Source organism: Flavobacterium agricola (genome assembly GCF_025919725.1).
Taxonomy (GTDB): Bacteria; Bacteroidota; Bacteroidia; order Flavobacteriales; family Flavobacteriaceae; genus Flavobacterium; species Flavobacterium agricola.
Window position 1 is genome coordinate 2,165,483 of sequence record NZ_CP081495.1, and the last position, 25,004, is coordinate 2,190,486.

Genomic DNA, 25,004 nt, shown 5'->3' on the forward strand with positions numbered 1-25,004 from the left:
CAACAAATATAATATTTTTTTATTACAAAAATAATTTTTAGGTTTGTCTAAATTTATTTTAACCACGAACTAAAAGCCATGAAATTCACTTATTTAGTAACTTTTTTATTCTTATATCAATTTGCATTTGCACAAAATAGCATTTCTGGTAAGGTTTTGTTAGATAATGCGCCGTTGGCGCACGTTTCTATAACCATAGAAAATGAAACGGTAGGAACCCAAACCGATGCAAACGGAAAATACGAGTTGCAAAATTTAAAAAATGGTACCTATAAAATTAAAGCCAGCCATACCGGATTAAAAGCCGCAACCAAAACCGTTGTTGTAAAAAACAATCAAAAAGCGCAACTAAACTTTGAACTTGATTTTGATGATGCGCTCGATGAAGTTGTAGTTTCTGCAACCATGCGCGCTGTGAGCCGAATAGATAGCCCCATGCCGGTTGATGTAATTCAAAACGGGTTTTTCTTAAAAAATCCAACGGCAAATATTTTTGAAGGTTTACAAACCGTAAACGGCGTAAAACCACAAATTAACTGCAGCGTTTGCAATACCGGCGATATTCATATTAACGGGCTAGAAGGTCCTTATACCATGATTTTAATTGACGGTATGCCAATTGTAAGCGGTCTTTCAACCGTTTATGGATTATCTGGCATTCCAAACTCGTTAATAGAACGAGTAGAAATTGTTAAAGGTCCTGCATCTTCTTTATACGGGTCCGAAGCAATTGGTGGTTTAATAAACGTAATTACTAAAGATGTGTACAAAGCGCCAAAATTTACGGCTGATATTTTTTCGACTTCATGGGCCGAAACCAATATCGATTTAGGCTTTGCAACGCAGGTTGGCAAAAAAGCTAATGTTTTAACGGGGGTTAATGCGTTTTATTACGACACGCCTATTGATAATAATGGAGATAATTTTACCGATTTAACCTTGCAAAAACGCGCTTCTGTTTTTCAGAAATGGGATTTTAATCGTAAATCCGGAAAAGCATTTTCTGTGGCTGGGCGCTATTTTTACGAAGACCGTTGGGGCGGTGAAATGCAATGGAACAAATCACACCGCGGCGGAGATCAGGTTTATGGCGAAAGCATTTATACCAGCCGATACGAATTGTTAGGTAATTACGAATTTAATACGCACTTTCCGTTACGTGCAACCTTTTCGTACACCGATCACGATCAAAACTCAGTTTACGGAACAACCCCATATTTAGCCAAACAACGCATCGGCTTTGGACAATTGCTGCATGCCAAAACCTACGGTCGCAACGATTTACTATTAGGTGCTGCCATGCGCTATAATTATTATAATGATAATACGCCAGCAACCCAAACCGCTGATGAATATGTTATGCCGAGCATTTTTGTACAAAACGATTTTAAAATTGACGAAAAACAAAACGTATTAATCGGAGCGCGTTACGATTACAACTCAATTCACGGCCATATTTTTACCGCGCGTAGCTTATCGCTATAAATTTTCAGATTTTGATGTGTTTCGTTTAAATGCTGGAACCGGATTTCGTGTCGTAAATTTATTTACAGAAGATCATGCTGCGCTTACCGGAGCACGCGAAGTTGTTATTGTTGATGAGCTAAAGCCAGAAAAATCATACAACGTAAACATAAATTATTTAAAAAAGATTTATGCTGAAAGCGGAAATTACTATGCGTTTGAAGCTAGTGCTTGGTACACGCATTTTACCAATTCCATAATTCCTGATTACGATACCAATCCCAATCAAATTATTTACGCCAACTTAAACGGACGTGCCGTATCAAAAGGAGTAAGTTTAAATGCCGATGCGAATTTAACCAACGGATTACGTATTATGACGGGCGTAACATTTATGGACGTGAATAAAACCGAAAACCATATTACCACACGCCAAATGCTAACCGAACGTTTTACCGGAACTTGGACCATTGGTTACGATATTCCGAATACCAATTTTACAATTGATTATACGGGCAATGTATACGGCGGCATGCGTTTACCAACATTAGGACCGTTAGATCCGCGCCGTCAATATTCAAAGCCATTTTCTATTCAAAATATTCAAATTACGTATCGTGGCATGCAAAACTTTGAGTTTTATGGTGGAGTGAAAAACTTACTGAATTGGACGGTAAACAAGGGCAATCCGTTTATTATTGCAAATGCACACGATCCGTTTGACAAAAATGTAGTTTTTGATCCCAACGGACAAGCTATTCCAACACCAAATAATCCGTACGGATTAACTTTTGATCCCAATTATAGCTACGGCCCCAACCAAGGCATTCGCGGTTTTGTTGGCGTACGTTATAATTTAAGATAAAACAAACCTCAAATCTAAAATAGGTTTGAGGTTTGTATTTTTTTCTTGCAAATAAAAAAATAGCATCGTAATATTGCGATACATTAATTATTTATGGGAATTACCAAATCAGAAATATTTACAGAACAACAAAATCAGTTAGCCAACTTGTTTAAAGTTTTAGGCCATCCGGCCCGATTGGCAATTTTGCAACATATTATAAACCAAAAAGCATGCATTTGTACCGATTTGGTGCAAGAACTAGGTTTAGCACAAGCAACCATTTCGCAACATTTAAAAGTGCTAAAAGATGCCGAGATTATAAAAGGAGAAATTGAAGGCAAATCGGTTTGTTATTGTATTAATCAAAGCGTTTGGGAGCAAATGCAAGCGCAGTTTACGCAATTCTTTATTCAGTTTGAGCCTATTAATACATGTTGCTAAAAAAATTTAAAACACATCATCGTAATATTACAATGTTAAACATTTAGTTATGAAATTATCAGAAATTAAAAATCTTTTACCGCAATTAGAAAACGTTGCTTTTGAATTAGAAAACGGAACTTTTGTACCCGAACATTTTCATGTAACCGAAGTTGGTCAGCTTACCAAAAAATTTATTGATTGTGGAGGAGTAGTTAGAACTGAAAAAACAGTGAACTTACAGCTTTGGAATGCTGATGATTACGAGCATCGTTTAAAACCAACAAAATTAGCAAACATCATTGCGTTAGCAGAAAAACAATTGGGGATTGAAGATGCTGAAATTGAGGTAGAATACCAAACAGAAACTATTAGCAAATTTGCTTTAAGCTTTAACGGTAAAAACTTTATGTTACATAATAAAACAACAGCTTGTTTGGCAGAAGATTCGTGCGGTATTCCGGCACAAAAACCAAAAGTAAAAATTGGTGAAGCAGTTTCTTGTTGTACACCAAATTCAGGTTGTTGTTAAATGAATGCAAGCGTACTCCAAACCATAAAAGCGCAACAAAACTTTACTTTATTACCAACAGAACGCCTAAAAAAACTACAACCACTTATTCAGGCCATTCAAAATAAAGTAAACCAACACAAAACCATTCGGTTAAATTTTATTTGTACGCACAATTCGCGCCGTAGCCATTTGGCACAAGTTTGGGCACAAACAGCGGCTGCTTATTACAAAATAGAACCGATAACATGTTTTTCTGGCGGAACCGTTGCTACAGCTTTGCATCCTAAAATTATAAAAACTTTAGAAAGTCAGGGTTTTGATGTATATAAAAATATTGAAGCCGAAAATCCGATTTATTTTATAAAATTTGATGCCAATGCGCTGCCAATTATTGGTTTTTCTAAACCAATTCAACATCCGTTTAATCCAGAATCCAATTTTATAGCCGTTTTAACTTGTAACGATGCCGATCAAAATTGTCCTATAGTTTTTGGTGCTGATGCGCGAATTGCATTAACCTACCAAGATCCGAAAGTTGCCGACGGGCAACCTAACCAAACCGAAGTTTATTTACAACGCAGCCAACAAATAGCTACCGAAATGCTGTATGTTTTTAGCCAAATAAAAATGCCTTAAAACAAAAAAACCTCCAAATTACTTTGGAGGTTTTTGAGGCATCTAGCGGATTCGAACCGCTGTAGACGGTTTTGCAGACCGCTTCCTAGCCACTCGGACAAGATGCCCTTTGTTATTTCGACTGCAAATATAGAACTGTTTTTTTAAATATCAAACTTTAAAACTTCAAAAAAGCCCTAAAAATTATCGGGTTTGCTCTAAAATTACAGTAACTTGTTCTACATCACCACCAATAGGCGGATTAATTTTAGAAACTTCGACCGTTGTTTTTGTAACCTGAGAAATTTCTTTCAGCACACGCACATTAATGCGTTTGGCAACATGTTCTAACAATTTAGATCGAATAGCCATTTCTTCGCAAACAATTTTGTTTAAATGTACATAATCAACCGTATCAATAAGTTCATCGGTATCACACGATTGAGAAAAATCGGCTTCAATAGTTAAATCAACCGAATAATCAGAACCTATTTTACTTTCTTCTACCAAACAACCATGAAAGGCAAAAACACGAATGTTTTTTAATCGAATAATTCCCATTTTTATCTATTTAGCGTAATGAATCGGTCAAAGGTAACATATTTAGATTTTAATGCTTGATTTTAAAGTAGAATAAATCAACAAAATTTGGTAAATTTGCAGTCTTAATTCAATATATATGTCGACAAAAGAAAAATCATTGAATTTTATAGAACAAATCATTGAAGAGGATATTAAAAATGGTTTGTCAACAAATAAACTACGTTTTCGTTTTCCGCCAGAGCCAAACGGATATTTACATTTAGGCCACGCATCTTCTATTTGCTTAAACTTTGGTTTAGGGGAAGATTATAACGCGCCGGTAAATTTACGTTTTGACGATACCAACCCTGCTAAAGAAGAGCAGGAATATGTTGATGCGATTAAACGTGACGTAGAATGGTTAGGTTACAAATGGGATCAGGAAGTTTATGCTTCTGACTATTTCCAAGAATTATACGATTGGGCCGTTTTACTAATTAAAAAAGGTAAAGCGTATGTAGATAATTTATCTGCCGAAGAAATTGCCAAACAAAAAGGTACACCAACGCAAGCAGGAGTAAATTCACCAAACCGCGATCGTTCGATCGAAGAAAATTTAGATTTATTCGAAAGAATGAAAAACGGAGAATTTGCCGAAGGCGAATATATTTTACGTGCAAAAATAGATATGGCATCGCCAAACATGTTAATGCGCGATCCGATTATGTACCGCATCATTAATGCGTCGCATCACCGCACAGGTAACGATTGGAAAATTTACCCAATGTACGACTGGGCACATGGTGAATCGGATTATATTGAACAAATTTCGCATTCATTCTGTACGTTAGAATTTTTACCGCACCGTGAATTGTATGATTGGTTTTTAGACCAAATTTATGACGACAATAAAGTACGTCCTAAACAACGTGAATTTGCACGTCGTAACCTTTCGCACACGGTGGTTTCTAAACGTAAATTGTTGCAATTAGTTACCGAGGGGCACGTAAAAGGATGGGATGACCCACGCATGAGCACCATTTCAGGCATGCGCCGTCGTGGTTACACACCAGCTGCTATTCGTAACTTTGCAGAAACCATTGGAATTGCAAAACGTACCAACTTAATTGATGTAAGTTTATTAGAATTTTGCGTACGCGAAGATTTAAATAAAATTACAGATCGCGTAATGGCTGTTTTAGATCCGGTTAAATTGGTAATTACCAATTACCCAGAAGGACAAGAAGAATGGTTGGATGCAGAAAATAACCCGGAAGCTGAAGAATTAACATTCAGAAAAATTCCGTTTTCTAGAGAATTATATATTGAACGTGATGATTTTTTAGAAGATGCAAACAGCAAGTTTTTCCGATTAACTTTAGGTAAAGAAGTACGTTTAAAAAACGCATATATTATTAAAGGAGAAGGCGTTGTAAAAGACGAAAACGGCAATATTAAAGAAATTCACGTTACTTACGATCCAGATTCAAGATCAGGTAGTGGTACAGAAGCTTCTAAACGTAAGGTTAAAGGAACCATTCATTGGGTTTCTATTCCACATGCATTAGAAGTTGAAGTTCGTATTTACGATCGTTTATTTACAAACGAAAATCCGGACGGAAATAAAGAAGTAGATTTTAAAGAATTTATTAATCCTGATTCTTTAAAAGTAATTACCGGTTATGTAGAACCAAGTTTACAAACGGCTCAAGACGGAGATAAGTTTCAGTTTCAACGTTTGGGTTATTTTGCGGTAGATAAAGATTCTACCCCAAATCAATTGGTATTTAATAAAACCGTTGGCTTACGAGATACGTGGGCAAAAATTGAAAGTAAAGAATAGTTGTTTTTTATTTATTATTTATACTAAAAAAGGCAGTAAACTTATGTTTCACTGCCTTTTTTTATCCTTTTAAGCTTATATATTATTATTGTCTTGCTTGGTTTCGCCTACAAGCTAAACTGCTTTAAAAGCAATAAAAAAGGCGGTTTTAAAACCGCCTTTTATTTATATAACATGCAAATTATGCATCTTGATTTGAATCTGTAAATTCCTGCTCAATAGCAACGTGCCCTTCCCATTTATCAACTGCAACAGTTGAAAGCGCGTTACCTAAAACGTTTGTCATAGAACGTGCCATATCACAGAAATGGTCAATTGGTAAAATTAAAGCAATTCCTTCTGGCGGAATACCAAACATAGAACAAGTTGCTACGATAACAATTAACGAAGCGCGCGGTACTCCGGCAACTCCTTTAGATGTTAACATTAAAACCAATAACATTAATATTTGTTGATCTAACGCTAAAGGAACTTCATAAACTTGAGCGATAAATATGGCTGCAAATGTCATGTACATCATCGATCCGTCTAAGTTAAACGAATAACCTAATGGCAGGGTAAATGATATAATTTTTTTCTGAGCACCAAATTTCTCTAATTCTTCTACCAATTTAGGGAAAACCGCCTCTGATGAAGTTGTAGAAAACGCAATTAATAAAGGTTCTTTAATATGGCGTAATAAGTCGAACAAACGACGACCTAAAATTAAATACCCAACAAAACAAAGTACCAACCATAAAATTAAAATACCTAAAACAAAGGCTAATAAATATTTTACGTATAAACCAAAAATACCAAAGCCGTAAGTTGCAACAGCAGCAGAAATTGTTCCTAAAACACCTAAAGGTGCTGTCCACATAATGTAACCTACCATTTTAAGTACTACGTGCGAAATTTTATCTAAAGCTTTAGTAATCATTTCTCCTTCTTTGCCATAAGCTGCTAATGCAACACCAAAGAAAATAGAGAAAACAACAATTTGTAATATTTCGTTAGTAGCAAAAGCTTCAAAAGCAGATTTAGGAATCATATGATTCACAAAATGCTCTAAAGTTAGCGCTCCTTGGCTCTGAATTAAATCGTTAGCCGAGCTCGAATCCATTTCAATATGAATTCCTTCTCCAGGTTTTGTAATGTTTACAACAACTAAACCAATTACTAACGAAACTAAAGAAGCGGTTAGGAACCAACCTAATGCACGACCACCAACACGGCCAACCGTTTTAATATCGTCCATTTTTGCAATACCAACTACCAATGTTGAGAAAACTAAAGGTGCAATAATCATCTGAATCAATCGGATGAAAATAGTTCCTAATATTTTTATTTTACTTGAAAAAGAAGAAATATTATTGATTGATGTTGAACGACCATCGTCAGAATTTTGAACCGATTCTAACTTCGCATCAGAATCTTTAATTGCTGTAGGTATAAATTTGGCATCAACCATTTTTGGAACCAAAACCACATCTTGATTTGCATAAACCGCAGTAAGCGAATCTAATTTTGCTGCATTATCGTAAATGTAAATTGGCTGCGTAAAGGTTTTGCCGTCTGTAGTAGTATAAGTTACCTTATCTAATAATGATTGATTGCCTGCTACCGATTCTGTGTCTATTTTAATCGTTTTACCTCGCCCGAATATATTTACATATCCTCCTAGAACAACGCCCAGAATCAAAGCAAGAATAATTGCAATAAATAGTTTGTTATTTTTCATTTATTATAAAAAAGTTAAGTAAGTACAAGTTACTGTTAAGCACCTTAATTAAAAGGTTACAAATGGTTTTATTTTGGGGCTCTAAAATATAAGTTTTTTTACTAATTCTGTCATAAAAAATAGAAAACTTGCATTTTAACACGGTTAAAAATGCTTTTTATAATAAAATAAAAAAAACCAAGGTTTAATTACCTTGGTTTTTTTGTATGTTTTATTTCGCAAACATCATGACTAATTTGTTGTTTAAATAAAAGTTTAAAGTTTGGTCTGCAACATCAAAAGATAATCCTGGTGCGTTTAAGTAAGCCAAAACTTTACTTTCTGTTTGCATGGCATCTCCATCAGAACACATCATGCGTGTTGCACCAACTTGTGAAAATGATATTTGGTTTCCTTCTGTTTCAAATCCTCCAAAAATACGGTTACAACCTGCATTACCGCTAATTCTTTTTTCTGCAACATCAAATTGAATGTATGCATTTCCGTAATCTTTACCTACATTATCTAACTGAATTAGCTTCCATTCTTTACCATTAATAAAGCTCCAAACATCTTTTGCTGTTTCAATTTTAAATTCAATGGTTTGTTTGGTTGCTACGTTAGTAAACGTTACTACGTTATTTGCCTCTGTAACTTTAAATTTTTGGTTCTGGAAGGCAGATAAAAATTCGAATTCTAATTTCATTTTTGCATCTTCACAAGCCATTAAAGTTCCCATGCTGCTGTACACGCTTAAAATACCTTTTTTATCGGTTGTGTACGAAACATTAAAATTATTACATCCGCTTTTACCGTAAATGGTTTGATTTGTTGGATCTACCGTTGCATAAACACCAGAAACGCTAACGTTTTGTCCGTTAAGCTTGGTAAGTATTAATTTTTTGTTGTACACGTTCATTAAAGGCGCTTGTTTTTTACTTATAAGTTTTTTTAATTCGTATGTATATGTTCCGGGTGATGTTTCAGTGCGAACTGCTTTTAATTTATAATTGTAACCTTTTTCATACTCAAAACCTGCAATAGCATTATTTAAAGGTTGCCATCCGTTAGTACCTGAAACTTTAGCTTGTAAACAAGTTGGCGTTAACGCTTGTTCTGAACAAGCTACCAAATAAGGCTTAATTTCTATTTTTACATTTTTAGTTTTTTGTGCAAACGACATAAATGAAACTAATGTAAAAACTAGAACTCCAAACGATTTAATTTTTCTCATTTTATATTTTGTTAATAGTTACTTGCTTTATTGCAAAACAAATACCGTGCTATTTTTTAGCCAAGTTGCTAAATAAACTTAATTTTTAATGAAATTAGTATGTTACAGCTTGTTAATTTTTAACCAATTTGCAATTTCTTGCAAAACAACTGGTGAAATTGTTTCTTCTAAATCGTTGTATTCCTGAACGGTTTGTGTTTTACTGGTTTGAAACAAATGATTTAAATGCGGAAAACTTTTAACGGTACTTTTTTTATTTTTAAATGTTGCTTGTAAAGCCGGTAAGTTTTGAGCATGGCTTACCTGAATATCATTTTCACCATTTATAGCCAAAACCGGAATATTTAATTGGCTGTAATAAAAAGCGGGGTCAGTTAATAAAAACGTTTTAAACCATTGGGCATTTTTAGGAATTATATTGTTTATTATTTCGGTTGTGCTGGCTGATGCTGCACTTGGATTAATGGTTTTAAACTGCTCTGCAACAACTACTGCACTGGTATTAAAATCAGTCCAATCTTGAGCAATAATCGTTTTATATAATTCTGCATTAATAGCTTTATTTTTTTGTAAGGTTGTTTCTGGCAAACCAGCACCTTTACCAACTAAATAAGTTTGTTCCATTAAAATTTCTTGTCCAGAAACGCCAGGGCCTGCCATAGAAATAATAAATTTAACTTTGGGATTTTCTGCAGCAACAATTCCAGCAATAAGTCCGCCTTCGCTGTGCCCTAGCAATCCTATTTTTTTTGCATTAATATCTTTGCGTTTATAAAGCGCATTAACTACTGCATTGGCATCGCTAGCAAAGTTAAACGAAGTTGCTGCTGTAAAATTTCCGGTTGATGCTGCCGTACCTCGATCATCATATCTAAAAACAGCATAACCTTGTTTAGTTAAATAATCGGCAATTACAGCAAATGGTTTGTGATTAAAAATAGTTTCGTCACGATCTTGCGGACCGCTACCCGAAATTAAAATTACTAAAGAAGGATATTTTTTGTTGAAAGGTACCGTTAACGTGCCTGATAAAACTACATCTTCGTCCGGATTGGTAATTTGTAGCTCTTGAACCTGATATGCAAATGGCGGTTGCGGCGTTTGAGGGCGCAAAGGTGCATTAACCGTTTGTTCTGATTTTTGTAAAACTAAATCAAACGAAAAGTTACTTTGAATAAACTTGCCCGTAATTTGATTGTTTTTTAAAACACCTTTGTACTGCATTAGCATCTTTTTTTCTTCAATAAAAAGGCTATCTCCTTTTACAGAAACACTTTGAATAGGAATACCAAAAGCATTTTGATTGGGGCTATCCATTGTGCCTAACCATTTATCCGCATCTTGTTTTAAATGAAAAACAATTGGTAATGTAGTTCCTGGAACTTGTAAATCGCCCGTCCAAGTTCCTTGAAAATTTTGTGCCAATAAAGAACAAAATGGAACTGCAAGAGCAAAAAACAGCATGTATTTTTTCATGATTATAAATTTTTTAAAATTAAGGTTGAAAGGATTTCGGCCAATATAATAGCTAGTCCAAAAAACACATAATGTTTATTTTTTTTAGCATGCGTGGCAACTTTAAAACCGTTAAACAACAAACTTATGCTTAACACCAAAGCCAATAAAGAAACAACAGAAATAACGCCTAAATAAATGTATTGTTTGGTTGTTAAATGCAGGGTAGTAGCCGAAATATTTTGTAACAATTGTTGCGAAAAACGGCTCATATTGCCTCCTAAATTGGTTAAGCACAACAAGTAAAACGGAATGCGCGAATAAAAAGCGGTATTTAAACAATCTATTAATCGGGTTTTGGAATTTATTATTTTGCCCAACCCAAAAAGCATCAAACTTAAAATAATACAATTGGTAACATTATCTGCCAAAGTAACGGCCGGATTATAATCGCTTAAAAAATGTAAATCTAAAACCCCATCAAACCGAACCCAACAAAACATAGCTAAAAAGGTACCCAAACAAAACACAAAAACATTAAGCAACAACAAACGTTTGTCTTGCATGTATTTTACTGGATTAAGAATTTTTTTTATCATTTGGATGTTGTATTAGTAAGTTTAGAAATAATATCGTCTAACTGATTTCGTACCGTAGGATAACTTACATGAAGCTGCTTTGCCATTTCTTTTAAACTACCGCTATTTAAAAAAAATTGCATAACAAAGTTTTGCTCTGCAACGTTTAACTTTAAAAACTGAGGTAAAACAAAACTTCCGTTTATAGTAGTTTGGCAGGCATTACAGCTTAGCTGGGTAACAACCAAAGGTTCGTTACAAGCAGGACATTGATTAGGAAGTTTAATATTATTCATAAATAAATTAATATTATTCAAGCAAATATAAATATTATTTACAATTGAAAATAAAAAAAGCACCTTTTAAGGTGCTTTTTTTATTTGGTAAAGAAAATTGTATTAATTGGCAACAAACTTTAACCCAACAATCGAGCTGATTAAAGTTGTTAAAAAGAAAATTCTCCAAAAGCTAGCTGGCTCATTAAAAAATATAATGCCCATTAATACCGTACCTACCGCACCAATTCCGGTCCAAATGGCATAAGCTGTTCCAATGGGTAAGGTTTGAGTAGCTTTCATAAGCAAAACCATGCTAATAGTTAAACAAACAAAAAAGCCGCGTACCACATGTACATTTCCGTACCAGAGGTTTCTTTCGCTTTTCCTAAACAAGATGCAAAACCTACTTCAAAAAGCCCTGCAATGATAAGTATTATCCAGTTCATCTATAAAAATTTATACGGCAAAGGTCTGAAACAATTTGGACTATTTATTTTACATATGATAAATAATTTACTTTAATTCCGATCGAATTCTGCTTAAACTTACCTGTGTAATGCCTAAATAAGAAGCGATATGACGAAGCGCAACCCGTTTTATAATTTCGGGCTGGGTAGTAAGCAACTCTAAATACCGCTCGGTAGCCGATTTAAATTGACGAGAAATTAACCGTTCTTCTGTTTTTAGCATTTCATTTTCCGCATAACAACGGCCCCAATTGGCAATATAAATATCGGTTTCAAACAACTTTTTTAACGCATCGGTATTTATTTTATAAGCTAAAATTGGCTCTAAAGCTTCAATAGTTTCATAACTTTTCGTACCTTGAACATAGTTTTTTATAGAAATAATGCTATCGCCCTCTAGGCCGAACCAAAAAGTGATTTCTGAACCTTCGTGCATTTTGTACGCGCGTGCCACACCCGATTGGATGATGTACAAAAATTTTTCAGCTTTAGATTCTTCAAAAATCACAGCGCCTTTATTAAAGTTTATAGGCTCAGCAATTGCAACAAGCTTTTGCATTGCTGATGGCGGAAGCGGGTAAATTCTATTTATAAAATCAGTTTTTAGCATCTTTTTAAGTTTTATTACCCGAAATAGCATAAAAAAATGTTAATTATATAATTAACATACTAAAGGCGGTAAATATAAAGTTTATAAAAGTAATTAATAATCAAAAATAAATAATTATGGCTAATAAAAACTTAAGTAATGGATTAATCGCTATTTTAGCGGGAGTTGGTGTTGGAGCTTTAGTTGGTGTGTTATTTGCACCTGAAAAAGGTTCGATTACACGAAAAAGAATTAAAGACGAAGTTGAAAACGAAGCGGACGAATTAAAGAAAAAATTTAAATCGTTAAAACGTAAAGCACTAAAAGAAAAAAAGGAAAAAGAAGTCGTTTTTGAAGAAAAATTTAATGCATTAATTGAAAAAGCAGATCATAAAAAAGATGATGTAATTGCTGCATTAGAAAAAAAATTAAACGAATTAAAAGAGCTTAAATCTAAAAGTTTACCAAAATAAAAACGTATGGCATTTGAAGAGATAAAAGAAAACATTGCTGATTTAAAAGAAAACTCAAAACAATACCTTGACGCTAGTGTTGAATATTATTCGTTACTAGGGTTTAAAATAACCGCAAAAGCTGCTATTTTGCTGTTTAAATGTATTGTGCTTAGTTTGTTCGGCCTTTTATCTTTGCTATTGTTATCATTTGCCGCAGCTTACGCTATTGGTCAATGTTTTACCAATTACGCTATCGGATTTGTTATTGTAGGCGTATTCTATTTGGTGGTTATTATGTTTTTATACTTTTACGGAAGTAAACTGTTTGAAAAACCTATAATTAAAGCTTTGTCCGAAATATTTTATAAAGATTAAGTATTATGGCCTCAAAAAAAGAATATAGCAGCTTTGCAGAAATTAATCTGGACTTAGAAATTTTAAGTTTAGAAAGAAAAATAGCACTATCTAAGATTGCAGAAAGTGCTGAAGATACCCAAATTGGAATTAAAAAAACCTTAGCACCATTCAATGTTGTCAGGTCAATGATAGATGGCGTAGCCAACTTTTACGATTCAAATAAATTTAAAACATTAGCTGCAAGCTATGCGGTAAGGATGTTAATACGTTGGTTAAAAAAATAACGGTTTATATCTTATTTTCAAAATAACTGATAAAAAAAACGTCCTTTTAAAAAGGACGTTTTTTTATTTTTTCATATTTTTCATTGATTCTCCAATTTGATTGGATGCCGTGAAAGAAGCCACCATGTTATTTAACATATCAGAGCCTGCCTGTGGTGAATTAGGCAACAATATTAAGTTTGAATTGTTTTGCCCTCCAACCGATTGTAAAGTATCATAATGCTGTGTTACTACAATAAGAGCAGAAGCTTCTTGCGAATTAATACCTACATTGTTTAACGTTTCAACAGATTCAACTAAACCACGAGCAATTTCTCGTCTTTGATCTGCAATACCTTGCCCTTGCAAACGCTTAGATTCTGCCTCAGCTTTAGCTTTAGCAACAATTCTTATACGTTCTGCCTCCGCCTCATATTCTGCCGCTGTTTTTTCTCTATCCGCAGCATTAATACGATTCATCGCATTCTTAACCTGTATATCTGGGTCAATATCTGTAATTAAGGTATTAATAATGTCGTAACCATACGTTACCATAGCATCATTTAATTCTCTTTTTACAGCAATTGCAATATCATCTTTACGTTCAAAAACATCGTCTAATTTTAATTTAGGCACCTCAGCTCTAACCACGTCAAAAACATAAGATGTTATTTGGTCTTCAGGATATTCAAGCTTATAAAAGGCTTCGTAAACGCGATCTTGAACCACTTTATATTGTACAGAAACTTTCATTTTAACAAAAACATTGTCTTTGGTTTTAGTTTCTATAATAACATCCAATTGTTGAATTCTAAGATTTACTCGACCTGCTAATTTATCTATTAATGGTATTTTAAATTGTAAACCAGATTGTCTAATAGAATTGAACTTTCCGAAGCGTTCAACAATAACAGCACTTTGTTGTTTTACAGTAAACAGTGCTAAAAATAAAATCACTACAACAGCGATTAGTAAATAAATTGGTCCCATAACTTAATTGTTAATTAATTCTTAAATATAGTCATTTCATGAAAAAAATCAAAACAATTGCAGTGTTAATATGCAGTTTTGCACCAATTATGGTTTTTTCTCAAAATGCTTGGCGAGGAGGAAACAGAATTGGGCTAATTGCTGGCCCAAATTTTACACATGTTTTTTCGAGCTGCTTACAAACTCAGGATAAAATGGGATGGACGGCTGGGGCACAAATTAGAGGTAACATTCATAATTATTGGAGCGGAATTTATGGTATTCGGTTTTATGAATCTAATTTTGGGGTTGCAACAACCTCGGTAAATGGCGAAGCACAAGAAGTTATTTTTACCAACCGAGGGGCTCATGTAAACATTTTAATGAGTTATGTACTGGTACCTAAACATATATCGATAGATATTGGTCCGGTTTTACAAATTAATAATAATTTGGCACTCAAAAGAGGTGTAGAAAACAATGTTATAAACGGCACAGCGCTTACTACTAAAGATGTAATAAAAGTTACGCCCATTAACGGTTTAGTTTATGTTGGTGCAACTTTAGGAATTAATAGCATTCGGGCAAACATAAATTATACCTTGGGTGTAAATAATTTTTTTAGTAAACTGAATAAGGATGATGATTTGGTTAGAAGAAATAATAACCAAAAATTTACCGGAAGAACCGGTGTTTTAAGCTGTGTTTTACAAATTAATTTATAAAAAAGGCGCTTAATAAGCGCCTTTTTAATTATATAGTTTCTATTGCTTTCGTAATACGAGCAATTGTTTCTGGTTTACCAAGAACCTCAACGATATCAAAAAGATGTGGTCCTTTCATTTCGCCAACTAAACTTAAACGGAAAGGCTGCATTACTTTACCCATTCCAATTTCGTTAACCGTTAGCCATTGTTTAACTGTGTTTTCAATATTTTCTGAAGAAAAATCTTCAATCTCATTTAATACAGCAATTAATTGCTTCATTAATTCAGGAGTTTCTTCTTTCCAGTTTTTTAATGCCTTAGCATCGTATTGAGTAGGTGCTACAAAGAAATAATCGGCTAAATCAAAAAATTCGGTTGTAAAGTTGGCTCTATCTTTTACCAAAGTTACAATACGAGTAATTTTTTCGATTGGCTCAGTAAAACCACGATCAATTAAATCAGATTCAAACAACGAAGCCAATTCAGCATCTGTTTTAGCCATCAAAATTTGGTGGTTAAACCATTTGTTTTTTTCTGGATCAAACTTAGCTCCGGATTTGTTTACACGTTTTAAATCGAACTTTTCAATTAATTCTTGCATCGAAAAAATTTCTTGTTCGGTTCCATCATTCCATCCTAATAAGGCTAAGAAGTTTACAACTGCTTCTGGAAAATATCCTTTTTCGCGGTAACCGCTAGAAGTTTCTCCGTTTTCTGCAGTCCATTGCAATGGGAAAACTGGGAATCCTAATTTATCTCCATCACGTTTTGATAATTTACCATTACCTACCGGTTTTAAAATTAACGGTAAATGCGCAAATTCTGGAGCTTGCCAATCAAAAGCGCGGTATAACATATAATGCAATGGTAAAGATGGTAACCATTCTTCCCCACGAATTACATGTGTGGTACCTTGTAAATGGTCATCAACAATATTTGCTAAATGGTACGTTGGCATGCCGTCTGATTTGTACAGCACTTTATCATCTAACAAAGAAGTTTCAAACTTAACTTCTCCACGAATAATATCTTGTAAAACTAAGGTTTCGTCGATTGGTGTTTTAAAGCGAATTACGTAATTATCGCCGTTGTACAAACGCGCTTCAACTTCTTGTTGCGTCATGTTTAACGACGTTTTAAGTTCGTTACGCGTAGAATGGTTGTAAATAAATGTTTTTCCGTTGCTTTCAAAAGCTTTGCGCAATTCATCTAATTCTTCAGACGAATCAAACGCATAATATGCCCAGCCGTTGTGTACCAACTGCATGGCATAATCTTTATATAAATGTTTACGATCGGATTGACGGTAAGGACCATATTTTTCGTTTTTTCCGATAGTTTCGTCGGGAGAAATACCCAACCAAGCTAAAGCTTCAAAAATATAATCTTCTGCTCCCGGAACAAATCTATTTTGATCTGTATCTTCAATACGAATATAAAAAGTTCCGTTATGTTTTTTAGCGAATAAGTAATTGAATAAAGCGGTTCTAACCCCACCGATATGCAAAGGTCCTGTAGGACTTGGTGCAAAACGCACGCGAACTTCTTGTGACATTTTATTTTTTTTTACAAAGATACAATTATCCTTAGGTTATAATAAATTAAAATATTGTAAAATATTAAGCTCTTTTATCAATTAAAACAATTGGTTTACGGCTTAATGGGTTAAATATTATTTTTTGTAAAGCTTCGGCAGTTGCAACCTCAACTTTTGGCGTTACACGCAATTTGGCTCTAAAATGATCTTTAATTGCATCAACATCGGCTTCGGCATCAGCCTTAAATGCAATTTTTATAACAATCTCGTCGGTACCTAATTCGTTGTGCCAAATTTCTATAACATGATGCTCGATGTTATCAAAATATGCTAACGCATCGTGCATGGCAGGCGGATACAAGGTTGTACCTTTGTATTTTACCATTTGCTGCTTTCTACCTTCTACCGGACCAATACGATAGGTTGTTCTTCCGCATTTACAAACTTCAGCATGTTTACGAACTACATCACCAGTTTTAAAACGAACTAACGGAATGCCTTGCACGCCTAATGTTGTAACCACCAATTCACCGCTTTCTCCATCGGGAACTACCTGATCATTTTCGTCTAAAATTTCGGTTATAATTAATTCTGGAATTACGTGACCGCCCATAAAATGATCGCATTCGGTAAAAGCTGCTCCCATTTCGGTTGATGCATAGGTAGAATGTAATTTTACATTCCATTTCTCAGCAATTTTTTGAGCTAAAATGGTTGGTTGTAAATCAGCTGTTCGTAACGCTTCGCCAATACAAACAACAGCTTGAACGCTTGATTCTTGATAAGGAATGTTATTTTTTTCGGCAAAATCAATCATCTTTAACAAGAAAGAAGGTACGCCAATTAAAAACTTCGGTTTGTATTTAAAAATGCTATCCCATTGCATTTGCGGAATACCAGATCCTATTCGGATTACGCCACATTTTAATTCGCGTAAGCCTAAAAAATAAGCCAATCCGGCCATAAAACGACGGTCAATTGTGGTCATTAATTGCACCACATCGCCCGGTTGTACTCCAGCAATTTGAAACGATGTCATTTCATTAAACGCCAAACGATCTAAATCTGTATCGGTTAAACCAAAAGTTACTGGCGAACCTAAAGTTCCGGATGTTGTAGCATAATCGCGAATTTCGTGTTGTGGCACACAAAAAAAATCGTCATTATAGGTTTGAATATCGTTTTTGCTGGTTGTGGGTAATTTTTGTAAATCTTGTAAGATTTTAATGGTGCTTACATCAATACCATGAGCCGCAAATAAACGGCTGTAAAAAGGGGAATTTTTAGCAACAAAAAGTAATTGTTCTTGCAGTTTAGCTTCTTGCAATTCCTGAATGCTATTTGCTGGTAAATAATGGTTTTGAACTGACATTTATAACTTTTTGTTTAATTTTTTAATTGCTTTTTTGATGCGGTCCTTATCCGTTTGATAAGGAATTTCACAAGCTAAAGCTTGGGTAAAAGCTGCGTGCGCTTGTTTGTACATTTTTTGTTGGTTAAACACACGTCCGGCAATATCATATGCTTGCCAAAGGTCGGGATTTAGCCGAATTAATTGCTGTATTTTTTCTTCAGAAATAAAAACGTTTTGTTTTAAATCGGTTTCAATTTCTTTTTTTATGTTTTTATACGCCAAATAGGTAGGATGTTTTTGAGCGATAAAGCTTGAATCGGCTGGAATAGTTACTGCATCATCAAACAAAACAGCATTTGAATGCGATGCATTAAAAATTTGGTTTAAATCATAACAAACCATTGCACCTAATTGATATGGGGAAGATGAAACCCACATTTTAAGCTTATTTGGCTCGAAAAGCACAGCATGATGTGCCATTAATTGGTTTAAAGCTTTTTCGTTTCCTAACCCAATAAATTCATTATTTAAACCTTGGGTAGAACGCAGCATTTCGGTCAGGTTTTCAGGATTCCAAACGGTTTGCTTTTCAAAGTTTTCTTCAATTACCTCAAAACGATATTGCGTGTGGCTGTTTGCTACATGTTCTTGATTTCGATCATCGGCCGTGTACGTTTCGGACTGAAAATGATTGGTGCAAATTAAAAAATCTTGATTGGGTTCGTAAACATCAAACTTATTGGGCGACATTTCAATAACCACCGCTTTATTGTCGGCAGCCGATCCAATCAGCAAACTTTCTGACACAAAAACTTCTTTGCTTTTAGCAATGGTAATGGCTTGCTCAATATTTTCAGCTTGTTCTAAAATTTGTCGCGCAACCATAGAAACAGGCGTTTTTGCTTTTAACGGAATATCCGATTTGGCTGCGTTTAAACTTACCGAAATGCCTTTAACGTTCATTCCAGAAACAACACCAACCATTCCGGGCCAAGAAATTGATGCAAAGGCAAAACCTTGATCAGGATTTACAAATTGCACCATTTTGTTTTGAGCAAAGGCATCGCCCGCATAAAAATCAAAATTACGCCCAATTAATACATCACCATCGGTTGTATTTGCACCCCAAACAGCTAAGGAAGAACAGCCAACCAAAGCCAAATCTTGCATGGCATGCCCAATATCGTGCGCACCGTGCAAATATAATGCACGTTGGAACTTAGGAGCTACCCAATTGTACGAATCTGAGGAGAATTGCGACAACATATAAATTTCGCGCAAATGCGAATCTGTGATATGCAAATGCATATCACGGTTGTACCAACGTAAAAACTTAATTAATAATTTTTGTTTGAATTTAGATGGAATGTTTGTTTCTATATTATCAAAAAAAGATTTTTCTTGAAACTGATATAAATCTTGAGTTAGCAATCCGGTATAATATCCTATTTCTTCAGGCGAACCGCTTACCATTAATTCCCAATTGTTGTATTTATTTTTTTGCAGAAAATGATGCTGAACCTTTTTAAAGCTATCCGTTTCTACTTGCAAAGGCTGATTTAAAGCAATTGGCTGTAAATCGGGAGTAAACGTTAACGATTTTTTTACCCGCAACTTGTTATTTGCAAACATGCAAATAAACCCAAAACGCCAATTTGTATTTCTTTAAATCTGATCATTAATTTTATTTAGTAAATAATTTTTACCTAATATTTCGCTACAAGTTGCAACAGCACCAATGGTAACGCCTAAAATACCATGCATATTTACGCCTTGCCCCGTAAAATAAAGATTTTTAATTTTAGATTGTGGCGCAATAAAATGACGCAAAGGTTGGGTTGCATCTTTTACCGGACCGTATAAATTGCCTTGGTTACCGCCAATGTAATCGCGGTAAGAAAGGGGAGAAGCGGTATGCACGGATGTTATGGCCGTTTTTAATTCCGGAATTATTGTTTCTGCTTTTTTAAGCAGCACCTGGGTTATATCGGTTTTAACTTGTTCGTAAGCTGTACCACGCAAACTTGGGTTAGCTACCGTATTTTTAGTTGTTTTCCAGTTTTTAACCGCATCAAAATCCATATAAGTTAAAATACAAATGCTTTCTGCAAAGGCAGGATTTGATTTAGATGCGCTCATTACCAAAACCATTTTAGAAAACTTTTGATTGATTGGAACTATTTGTAACGAATCCGCTTCTGAAACATGTAAATAAATGTTATGATTTGCGTATTTAACCGAATTGGGTTTTAGCTGAATAAAAACAGTAAATGACGCTACCGTATCTTCTAAACTTAAAATACGATTGCTATATGCCTTTTTAAACTGATTTAAACCTACTTGATGCAACGTAGTTTTTGGATCAATATTGGATATAAACGCTTTTGCGTGCACTTTTACATTGTTTTTTAACACTGCAGCATTAATTTCACCTTCGTTAACCTCATAACCAAGCACTTCGGCATGTTTAAAAAGCTCCACCTTATGTTTGCGTAATTGTTGCACCAACAAGCGTGTAATTTGGCTGCCTCCGCCTAAACATCGAAACGCACTTTGTATGTACGAATTCATAATTAATGCGTGCATATAAAACGGAGTATTTTTATAACCTGCATATAAAAAGCTATTTCCGCATAAAACGGCTTGTAGTTTTTTATTCGTTGTAAGTTGTTCTAAGTAAGATGCGAGCGAAAGGCTAAAAATAGCTGCATCGTATTGTCCTTCTGCTTGCATATTATATAGCGGAAATTGCGCACATATATTTTGAATATCTGCAACATATTGCTTTAACGCTTTTTCTTGATCTGGAAAAAATGGAGATAATTGCTTTACAAAATTATCATAACCTTGTGCTAATGGATAACGTGTTGTATCATCTTCAAAACAAACCCAATCAAACGCATCGACATCTAATTGTTGCAGTTTCAAATCTGACATAATGCCCAGGTATGAAAAATAGGTGTGTAAATTTTGTCCGGGTAGCAAACCACCAATGTAATGCACACCGGTATCAAAAATTGTTTTGTTGCGCACAAAAGTTTGTAAACATCCGCCGTATTGGTTGTTTTTTTCTAAAACGCAAACCTTTTTACCTTCTTTAGCTAAAAGCAATGCCGAAACCAGGCCGCCTAAACCGCTGCCTACAACAAGAACGTCATATAAAGTTGTTGCATTAATTTTTGACAAAATGGGTAATATTATAAGTTTGATACGTTATTTTATACCCTAAATGTAGTAAAACCGAATTGAAATCGGGGTTGTACAACAACACAATTTCTGTAAAACCTTGTAATTGAGTTGGTTCAAAAGTTGTTACATCAATTGTTTTAGAAATCAGTAATTTTGAAATTCCGGCAACAGGTGTTACAACATATTGAATGTTTCTGTGTATTAAAATGTAATTAGATTGTGCTACGGCACGTTTTTCTATATCAGCAATATGGGTATAAATTTTTCGAGTGCTTTGCTGTAAAGCCAAAATACAATCTAATTGGCCGTAATCATCAGCCCAATGCATCAATTTTTCTTTTTTACCAAAAAAAGCATTTAGTGCGTGGTAGTTTTGCTTGTTTTGCTCAAAATCTGAACGAACGGCCTGAATTACTTCTTCCTCTTTATACAAATAACTCAAAAGTAATTTCTTTTTAAAATAATTTGCATCTTCTAACTGCAAGCGCAACGCATCAAATTCAACTTTAAAATACGCTGCAATATTTTTCGCCTTTTCAGAATAAGTTGTTCCAAAAGCTAAATCAGCATGTAAAATACGTTTGCCCACGCTGGTACTTAAGGTTCCGTCATAAGCAATAAAATCGCCTTTAGGCATAACTTCGCTATGTCCGTGTATATAAAACGGAACAATATCTAGCTGCAGCTGATCGGCCAAATAAAATGCACCTTTATGAAAACGTTTAACCGAATTATCGTACGACCGGGTACCTTCGGGAAAAACAACAATAGAATAACCCATTGCTATTTTATCTTTCAGTAATTCGGCACCATTTTCTATGCCTTTAGAAACTGGATAAAACCCAGCGGCACGAACAATACGACCGAAAATAGGAGAATTCCAAACCCAATCATTCACAAAAAAGATAATTTTTGGCACGCGCATTCCAATAAGCAACGTATCTAAAAACGAAGCGTGATTGGCGATAATTACAGCAGGTTTTGCAAAAGTTTCGCCATACGGATTGTAGAACTTATTTTTAATAAATGGATTTAGATTGATAATTAACGTCATGTATTTTGACATAAGCCAACTAAACCAACCTTGCTTTTTTTGTTTAGAAACGGGTAAAACTAAAAATACCAATCGGCCTAAAACGGAAACAGAAATAGAAATGATTCCGTAAAAAATAAAGAATAAAACGCTTAAAATAAATAAACGAATTGTGTACGGAGAAAGTCCTTTTTTAACGCGATTTACTACCATAATTTTAAAAATCATGGGGTAAAAAACAAAGGTGATAATAACAGCAGCAAAAACACCTAAAAGCGAAACGCTAGCAATAGAAAGCAAGGCCGGATGTTTAGCAAAAATTAAGGCACCAATGGCTAAAACGGTTGTAAGTACAGCCAATAAAATAGAGGTACGGTAAGTTTGTAATTCGTTAGCGCCTGTGGTATATTCTTTTTGTAAAGCCGATGTCATAAAAATGGCAAAATCTACCCCATGTCCAAAAACCAAAGTACAAACAATTGCACTAAAGATATTTAATTCTAAACCAAAAGCGCCCATTAATCCGGCAGTAACTAATCCGGTTAAAGCAATAGGTAACATGCTAAAAAGTACCCATTCTAATCGTTTAAAAAAGAACCACAAAATAGCAATTACAGCTAAAATAGAATAATCAATTAAATGATTAAAATCGGTTTTTAGTTGTCCTAAATACGTTTCGTTTAACTGCTTGCGATCAATAACCAAAACTTCTGGCAAACTTTCTATTTCAGTAATAAAAGCTTCACGATGCACTTCATCTAACTTAACCAAAGTTGCATTGGTAATAAATCCGTTTTTCTCGGTTACAAAATCTGCAACGGCTAATGCCTGAATAGCATTATAATCGGCTAATTGTAAAGCAGAAAAACCAGCATCTAATTTGTTGTAAAAGGATTGATGCGCATCGAGCGAAAAACCATATTTTTCTCCCTCAGTTACTAAAATCTTCTTTGTATTATTTTTATGCTTATCCCAAAAATTGGCCCATTTTGCAAAAGCTTGATGCTGCTCTTTTTCCGATTGAACCGCTGGTTGTAAACCGGTAAATTGAATTATTTTTTGTTGTGCAATAGCTTGTTGTAAAACCGAATCTATTTGCTTTTGATGCGTTAGCACGGCATCAAAATTGGTACCGTAACTTACTACATAAACCGATTTTGCTTGGTTATGCAGTAAAGCATCTAATTTATTTTCAACCGTTTTTAAATGATTGGGCATAAAATTTAAGCCTGCCAAATCGTTGTTATATTGCACCTTAGTAAAGGTAAATAAGCTAATAAAAATTACTACCAAGCAGGTAACAATTAACGCTTTGTTTTTTTCGAACGGATATGCTGCTATTTTATCAACAATAGAATTTTTAGCATTCTCCGTTTTAGGTTTATAAATGTGCGGAATAATTAACAAGGAAAAAATAGCCGAAGAAAGAATAGCAACAGATGCAAAAACGCCCAAATCTATTAACGCTTCGCTATGTACAAAAAGCAAACACAAAAAGGCAACCGCATTGGTTGCAGCGCTCATAATTAAAGGTTTGGTAATTTCTTTATATAATTCTTTCGGATCGTTATGACGTTTAAAATGGGTTAAAATATGCAACGCATAATCAATTGTTATTCCAACCAAAACAGCAGAAATACTTAATGATATAGCAGAAATAGTTGTTTTTAATAACGCCAAAATGGCCAAAGCAAAAGCTCCGGCAAAAATAGTTGGAATAAAAATAATTATTGGAATACTAATGCGGCGGTAAAACAGAACCAACAAAACCATTAACGTGGTCATAGAAACCAAAATGGTAGAAAAAATGTCTGATTTTATTTGTTGTGCATTCGCATCAGCTACCAAAGCAGCGCCAAATAAACTTACCTGTGCTTGGTTAGCGAATTCTGTATTAAGTTGGGTTTGAATGGTGGTCAGATAATTCACAAATTGTGTATTAACCTGGGCGTCTTCAATACTTTTTTTGGGGTAATAAACAGTAAGATTTGCGTGCTATCTGCGCTGGTAACAAAACCGTTTTGGACGATAAATTGCGAACCTGCACTTTGGTTTTGCAAGTTTTTTAATCCCACAAAAGCTAAACCTAACGGATCGTTTTGTATGTAACGCGAGGCAACAAATCCGTTGGGAGAAAGTAACGTATTAAAGTTTTGTTGTACCTGATTTTTTAAGCTATCTGAATGAACCTTGAAAGCCAATTGTTCATAATCTTGATCAGTTAAAAATAATGGCAAATTTTGTTGAACAAATTGATAGGTTTCTTCTACAACTTCCTGATCAATAAAACCTTGAACGTTTTCAATATAAACCGAATCTGTACGAATAGTATCGTAAAATTTTTGGGCAAGCAATAAAGCAGCATCTAAGGTTGCATTCGCATCTTTTTCAATTAAAACCGTTATTTTATCAGAAAAATTGAGCTGCTGAACCACCTTTGTGGTTAATTGTGCTTGTTCATTTTTAGGCAAAATTCGCATCACATTTTCATCAAAAGAAATGCGTGATCCTAAATACCCACAAAAAACTAAAAATAACAACGCACTTAATAAACCAAGTGCTTTATTTTTAGCAAAAAATAAATACGTTTTATAAAAAAAATGATGCATTACGAA

The 25,004-nt window shown here is 34.4% G+C and carries 24 protein-coding genes, 1 tRNA gene and 1 pseudogene; 10 read left to right on the top strand and 16 right to left on the bottom strand.

Going from position 1 to position 25,004, the window contains the following annotated elements:
• Positions 1-78 precede the first annotated feature (78 nt).
• The 5 genes from K5I29_RS13470 (at position 79) to K5I29_RS10780 (ending at position 3,881) form a co-directional block, all read left to right on the top strand.
• Positions 79-1,485 (top strand): TonB-dependent receptor, encoded by a 1,407-nt coding sequence (locus K5I29_RS13470; RefSeq protein ID WP_317134277.1) that lies wholly within the window; start codon positions 79-81, stop codon positions 1,483-1,485.
• Positions 1,486-1,501: 16 nt separating this feature from the next.
• Positions 1,502-2,329, top strand: coding sequence for a TonB-dependent receptor (locus tag K5I29_RS13475; RefSeq protein ID WP_317134278.1), 828 nt, complete (start codon positions 1,502-1,504; stop codon positions 2,327-2,329).
• 93 nt (positions 2,330-2,422) lie between these two features.
• Positions 2,423-2,752 (top strand): ArsR/SmtB family transcription factor, encoded by a 330-nt coding sequence (locus K5I29_RS10770; RefSeq protein WP_264433254.1) that lies wholly within the window; start codon positions 2,423-2,425, stop codon positions 2,750-2,752.
• A gap of 49 nt (positions 2,753-2,801) precedes the next feature.
• The gene (locus K5I29_RS10775; protein ID WP_264433256.1) at positions 2,802-3,263 is read left to right on the top strand and encodes a DUF6428 family protein; all 462 of its coding nucleotides are present in this window, start codon (positions 2,802-2,804) and stop codon (positions 3,261-3,263) included.
• Positions 3,264-3,881: an arsenate-mycothiol transferase ArsC gene (locus tag K5I29_RS10780; protein ID WP_264433258.1), complete on the top strand. Its 618-nt coding sequence runs from the start codon at positions 3,264-3,266 to the stop codon at positions 3,879-3,881.
• 36 nt (positions 3,882-3,917) lie between these two features.
• Here K5I29_RS10780 and K5I29_RS10785 read toward each other — a convergent pair.
• Positions 3,918-3,988, bottom strand: a tRNA-Cys gene (locus K5I29_RS10785).
• Between the two features lie 76 nt (positions 3,989-4,064).
• Positions 4,065-4,421, bottom strand: coding sequence for a dihydroneopterin aldolase (folB, locus tag K5I29_RS10790; RefSeq protein WP_264433260.1), 357 nt, complete (start codon positions 4,419-4,421; stop codon positions 4,065-4,067).
• A 118-nt stretch (positions 4,422-4,539) separates the two neighbouring features.
• Between folB and K5I29_RS10795 the strand changes: the two genes are divergently transcribed.
• Complete coding sequence (locus tag K5I29_RS10795) at positions 4,540-6,225, top strand: glutamine--tRNA ligase/YqeY domain fusion protein (RefSeq protein ID WP_264433262.1); 1,686 nt, start codon at positions 4,540-4,542, stop codon at positions 6,223-6,225.
• A gap of 181 nt (positions 6,226-6,406) precedes the next feature.
• Here the strand turns inward: K5I29_RS10795 and K5I29_RS10800 are convergent, their stop codons facing one another.
• The 7 genes and pseudogenes from K5I29_RS10800 to K5I29_RS10830 all read right to left on the bottom strand — a co-directional run bounded on the left by K5I29_RS10800 (position 6,407) and on the right by K5I29_RS10830 (position 12,546).
• Complete coding sequence (locus K5I29_RS10800) at positions 6,407-7,945, bottom strand: dicarboxylate/amino acid:cation symporter (RefSeq protein WP_264433264.1); 1,539 nt, start codon at positions 7,943-7,945, stop codon at positions 6,407-6,409.
• A gap of 211 nt (positions 7,946-8,156) precedes the next feature.
• Positions 8,157-9,158 carry an META domain-containing protein gene (locus K5I29_RS10805; RefSeq protein ID WP_264433266.1) on the bottom strand — a complete coding sequence of 334 codons (1,002 nt, stop codon included), beginning with the start codon at positions 9,156-9,158 and terminating at the stop codon, positions 8,157-8,159.
• A 102-nt stretch (positions 9,159-9,260) separates the two neighbouring features.
• Complete coding sequence (locus tag K5I29_RS10810) at positions 9,261-10,634, bottom strand: alpha/beta hydrolase family protein (RefSeq protein WP_264433267.1); 1,374 nt, start codon at positions 10,632-10,634, stop codon at positions 9,261-9,263.
• 2 nt (positions 10,635-10,636) lie between these two features.
• The gene (locus tag K5I29_RS10815; protein ID WP_264433269.1) at positions 10,637-11,212 is read right to left on the bottom strand and encodes a hypothetical protein; all 576 of its coding nucleotides are present in this window, start codon (positions 11,210-11,212) and stop codon (positions 10,637-10,639) included.
• Positions 11,209-11,487 (bottom strand): DUF2089 domain-containing protein, encoded by a 279-nt coding sequence (locus K5I29_RS10820; RefSeq protein WP_264433270.1) that lies wholly within the window; start codon positions 11,485-11,487, stop codon positions 11,209-11,211. Before K5I29_RS10820 ends, K5I29_RS10815 begins: the two co-directional genes overlap by 4 nt.
• Before the next feature lie 102 nt (positions 11,488-11,589).
• Positions 11,590-11,915 (bottom strand): annotated as a pseudogene (locus K5I29_RS10825) (DMT family transporter).
• 67 nt (positions 11,916-11,982) lie between these two features.
• Positions 11,983-12,546: a Crp/Fnr family transcriptional regulator gene (locus tag K5I29_RS10830; protein WP_264433272.1), complete on the bottom strand. Its 564-nt coding sequence runs from the start codon at positions 12,544-12,546 to the stop codon at positions 11,983-11,985.
• 116 nt (positions 12,547-12,662) lie between these two features.
• On the opposite strand from K5I29_RS10830, the gene K5I29_RS10835 reads away from it, so the two are divergent.
• The 3 genes from K5I29_RS10835 to K5I29_RS10845 are packed head-to-tail and all read left to right on the top strand — an operon-like array spanning position 12,663 to position 13,621.
• Positions 12,663-12,998 carry a YtxH domain-containing protein gene (locus tag K5I29_RS10835; RefSeq protein WP_264433273.1) on the top strand — a complete coding sequence of 112 codons (336 nt, stop codon included), beginning with the start codon at positions 12,663-12,665 and terminating at the stop codon, positions 12,996-12,998.
• A 6-nt stretch (positions 12,999-13,004) separates the two neighbouring features.
• Positions 13,005-13,355: a hypothetical protein gene (locus tag K5I29_RS10840; RefSeq protein ID WP_264433275.1), complete on the top strand. Its 351-nt coding sequence runs from the start codon at positions 13,005-13,007 to the stop codon at positions 13,353-13,355.
• Between the two features lie 5 nt (positions 13,356-13,360).
• Positions 13,361-13,621 (top strand): DUF6327 family protein, encoded by a 261-nt coding sequence (locus K5I29_RS10845; protein WP_264433276.1) that lies wholly within the window; start codon positions 13,361-13,363, stop codon positions 13,619-13,621.
• Positions 13,622-13,684: 63 nt separating this feature from the next.
• Here K5I29_RS10845 and K5I29_RS10850 read toward each other — a convergent pair whose 3' ends face one another.
• Positions 13,685-14,590, bottom strand: coding sequence for an SPFH domain-containing protein (locus K5I29_RS10850; RefSeq protein ID WP_264433278.1), 906 nt, complete (start codon positions 14,588-14,590; stop codon positions 13,685-13,687).
• Between the two features lie 38 nt (positions 14,591-14,628).
• On the opposite strand from K5I29_RS10850, the gene K5I29_RS10855 reads away from it, so the two are divergent.
• The gene (locus K5I29_RS10855) at positions 14,629-15,294 is read left to right on the top strand and encodes a hypothetical protein (RefSeq protein WP_264433280.1); all 666 of its coding nucleotides are present in this window, start codon (positions 14,629-14,631) and stop codon (positions 15,292-15,294) included.
• Positions 15,295-15,322: 28 nt separating this feature from the next.
• Here K5I29_RS10855 and gltX read toward each other — a convergent pair whose 3' ends face one another.
• The 6 genes from gltX to K5I29_RS10885 all read right to left on the bottom strand — a co-directional run bounded on the left by gltX (position 15,323) and on the right by K5I29_RS10885 (position 24,998).
• Entirely contained in the window at positions 15,323-16,831 is a 1,509-nt protein-coding gene (gene gltX / locus K5I29_RS10860; protein WP_264433281.1) for a glutamate--tRNA ligase, read from the bottom strand.
• Positions 16,832-16,895: 64 nt separating this feature from the next.
• Complete coding sequence (locus tag K5I29_RS10865) at positions 16,896-18,185, bottom strand: phenylacetate--CoA ligase family protein (RefSeq protein WP_264433283.1); 1,290 nt, start codon at positions 18,183-18,185, stop codon at positions 16,896-16,898.
• The gene (locus tag K5I29_RS10870; RefSeq protein WP_264433285.1) at positions 18,186-19,781 is read right to left on the bottom strand and encodes a C45 family autoproteolytic acyltransferase/hydolase; all 1,596 of its coding nucleotides are present in this window, start codon (positions 19,779-19,781) and stop codon (positions 18,186-18,188) included.
• Between the two features lie 51 nt (positions 19,782-19,832).
• Positions 19,833-21,353 carry a phytoene desaturase family protein gene (locus K5I29_RS10875; protein ID WP_264433287.1) on the bottom strand — a complete coding sequence of 507 codons (1,521 nt, stop codon included), beginning with the start codon at positions 21,351-21,353 and terminating at the stop codon, positions 19,833-19,835.
• Entirely contained in the window at positions 21,340-24,318 is a 2,979-nt protein-coding gene (locus K5I29_RS10880; protein ID WP_264433289.1) for a 1-acyl-sn-glycerol-3-phosphate acyltransferase, read from the bottom strand. The genes K5I29_RS10875 and K5I29_RS10880 overlap by 14 nt, the downstream gene beginning before the upstream one ends.
• A complete protein-coding gene (locus K5I29_RS10885; protein ID WP_264433290.1) occupies positions 24,315-24,998 on the bottom strand; it encodes an MMPL family transporter in 684 nt (227 codons plus the stop codon). Before K5I29_RS10885 ends, K5I29_RS10880 begins: the two co-directional genes overlap by 4 nt.
• Positions 24,999-25,004: the final 6 nt, after the last annotated feature.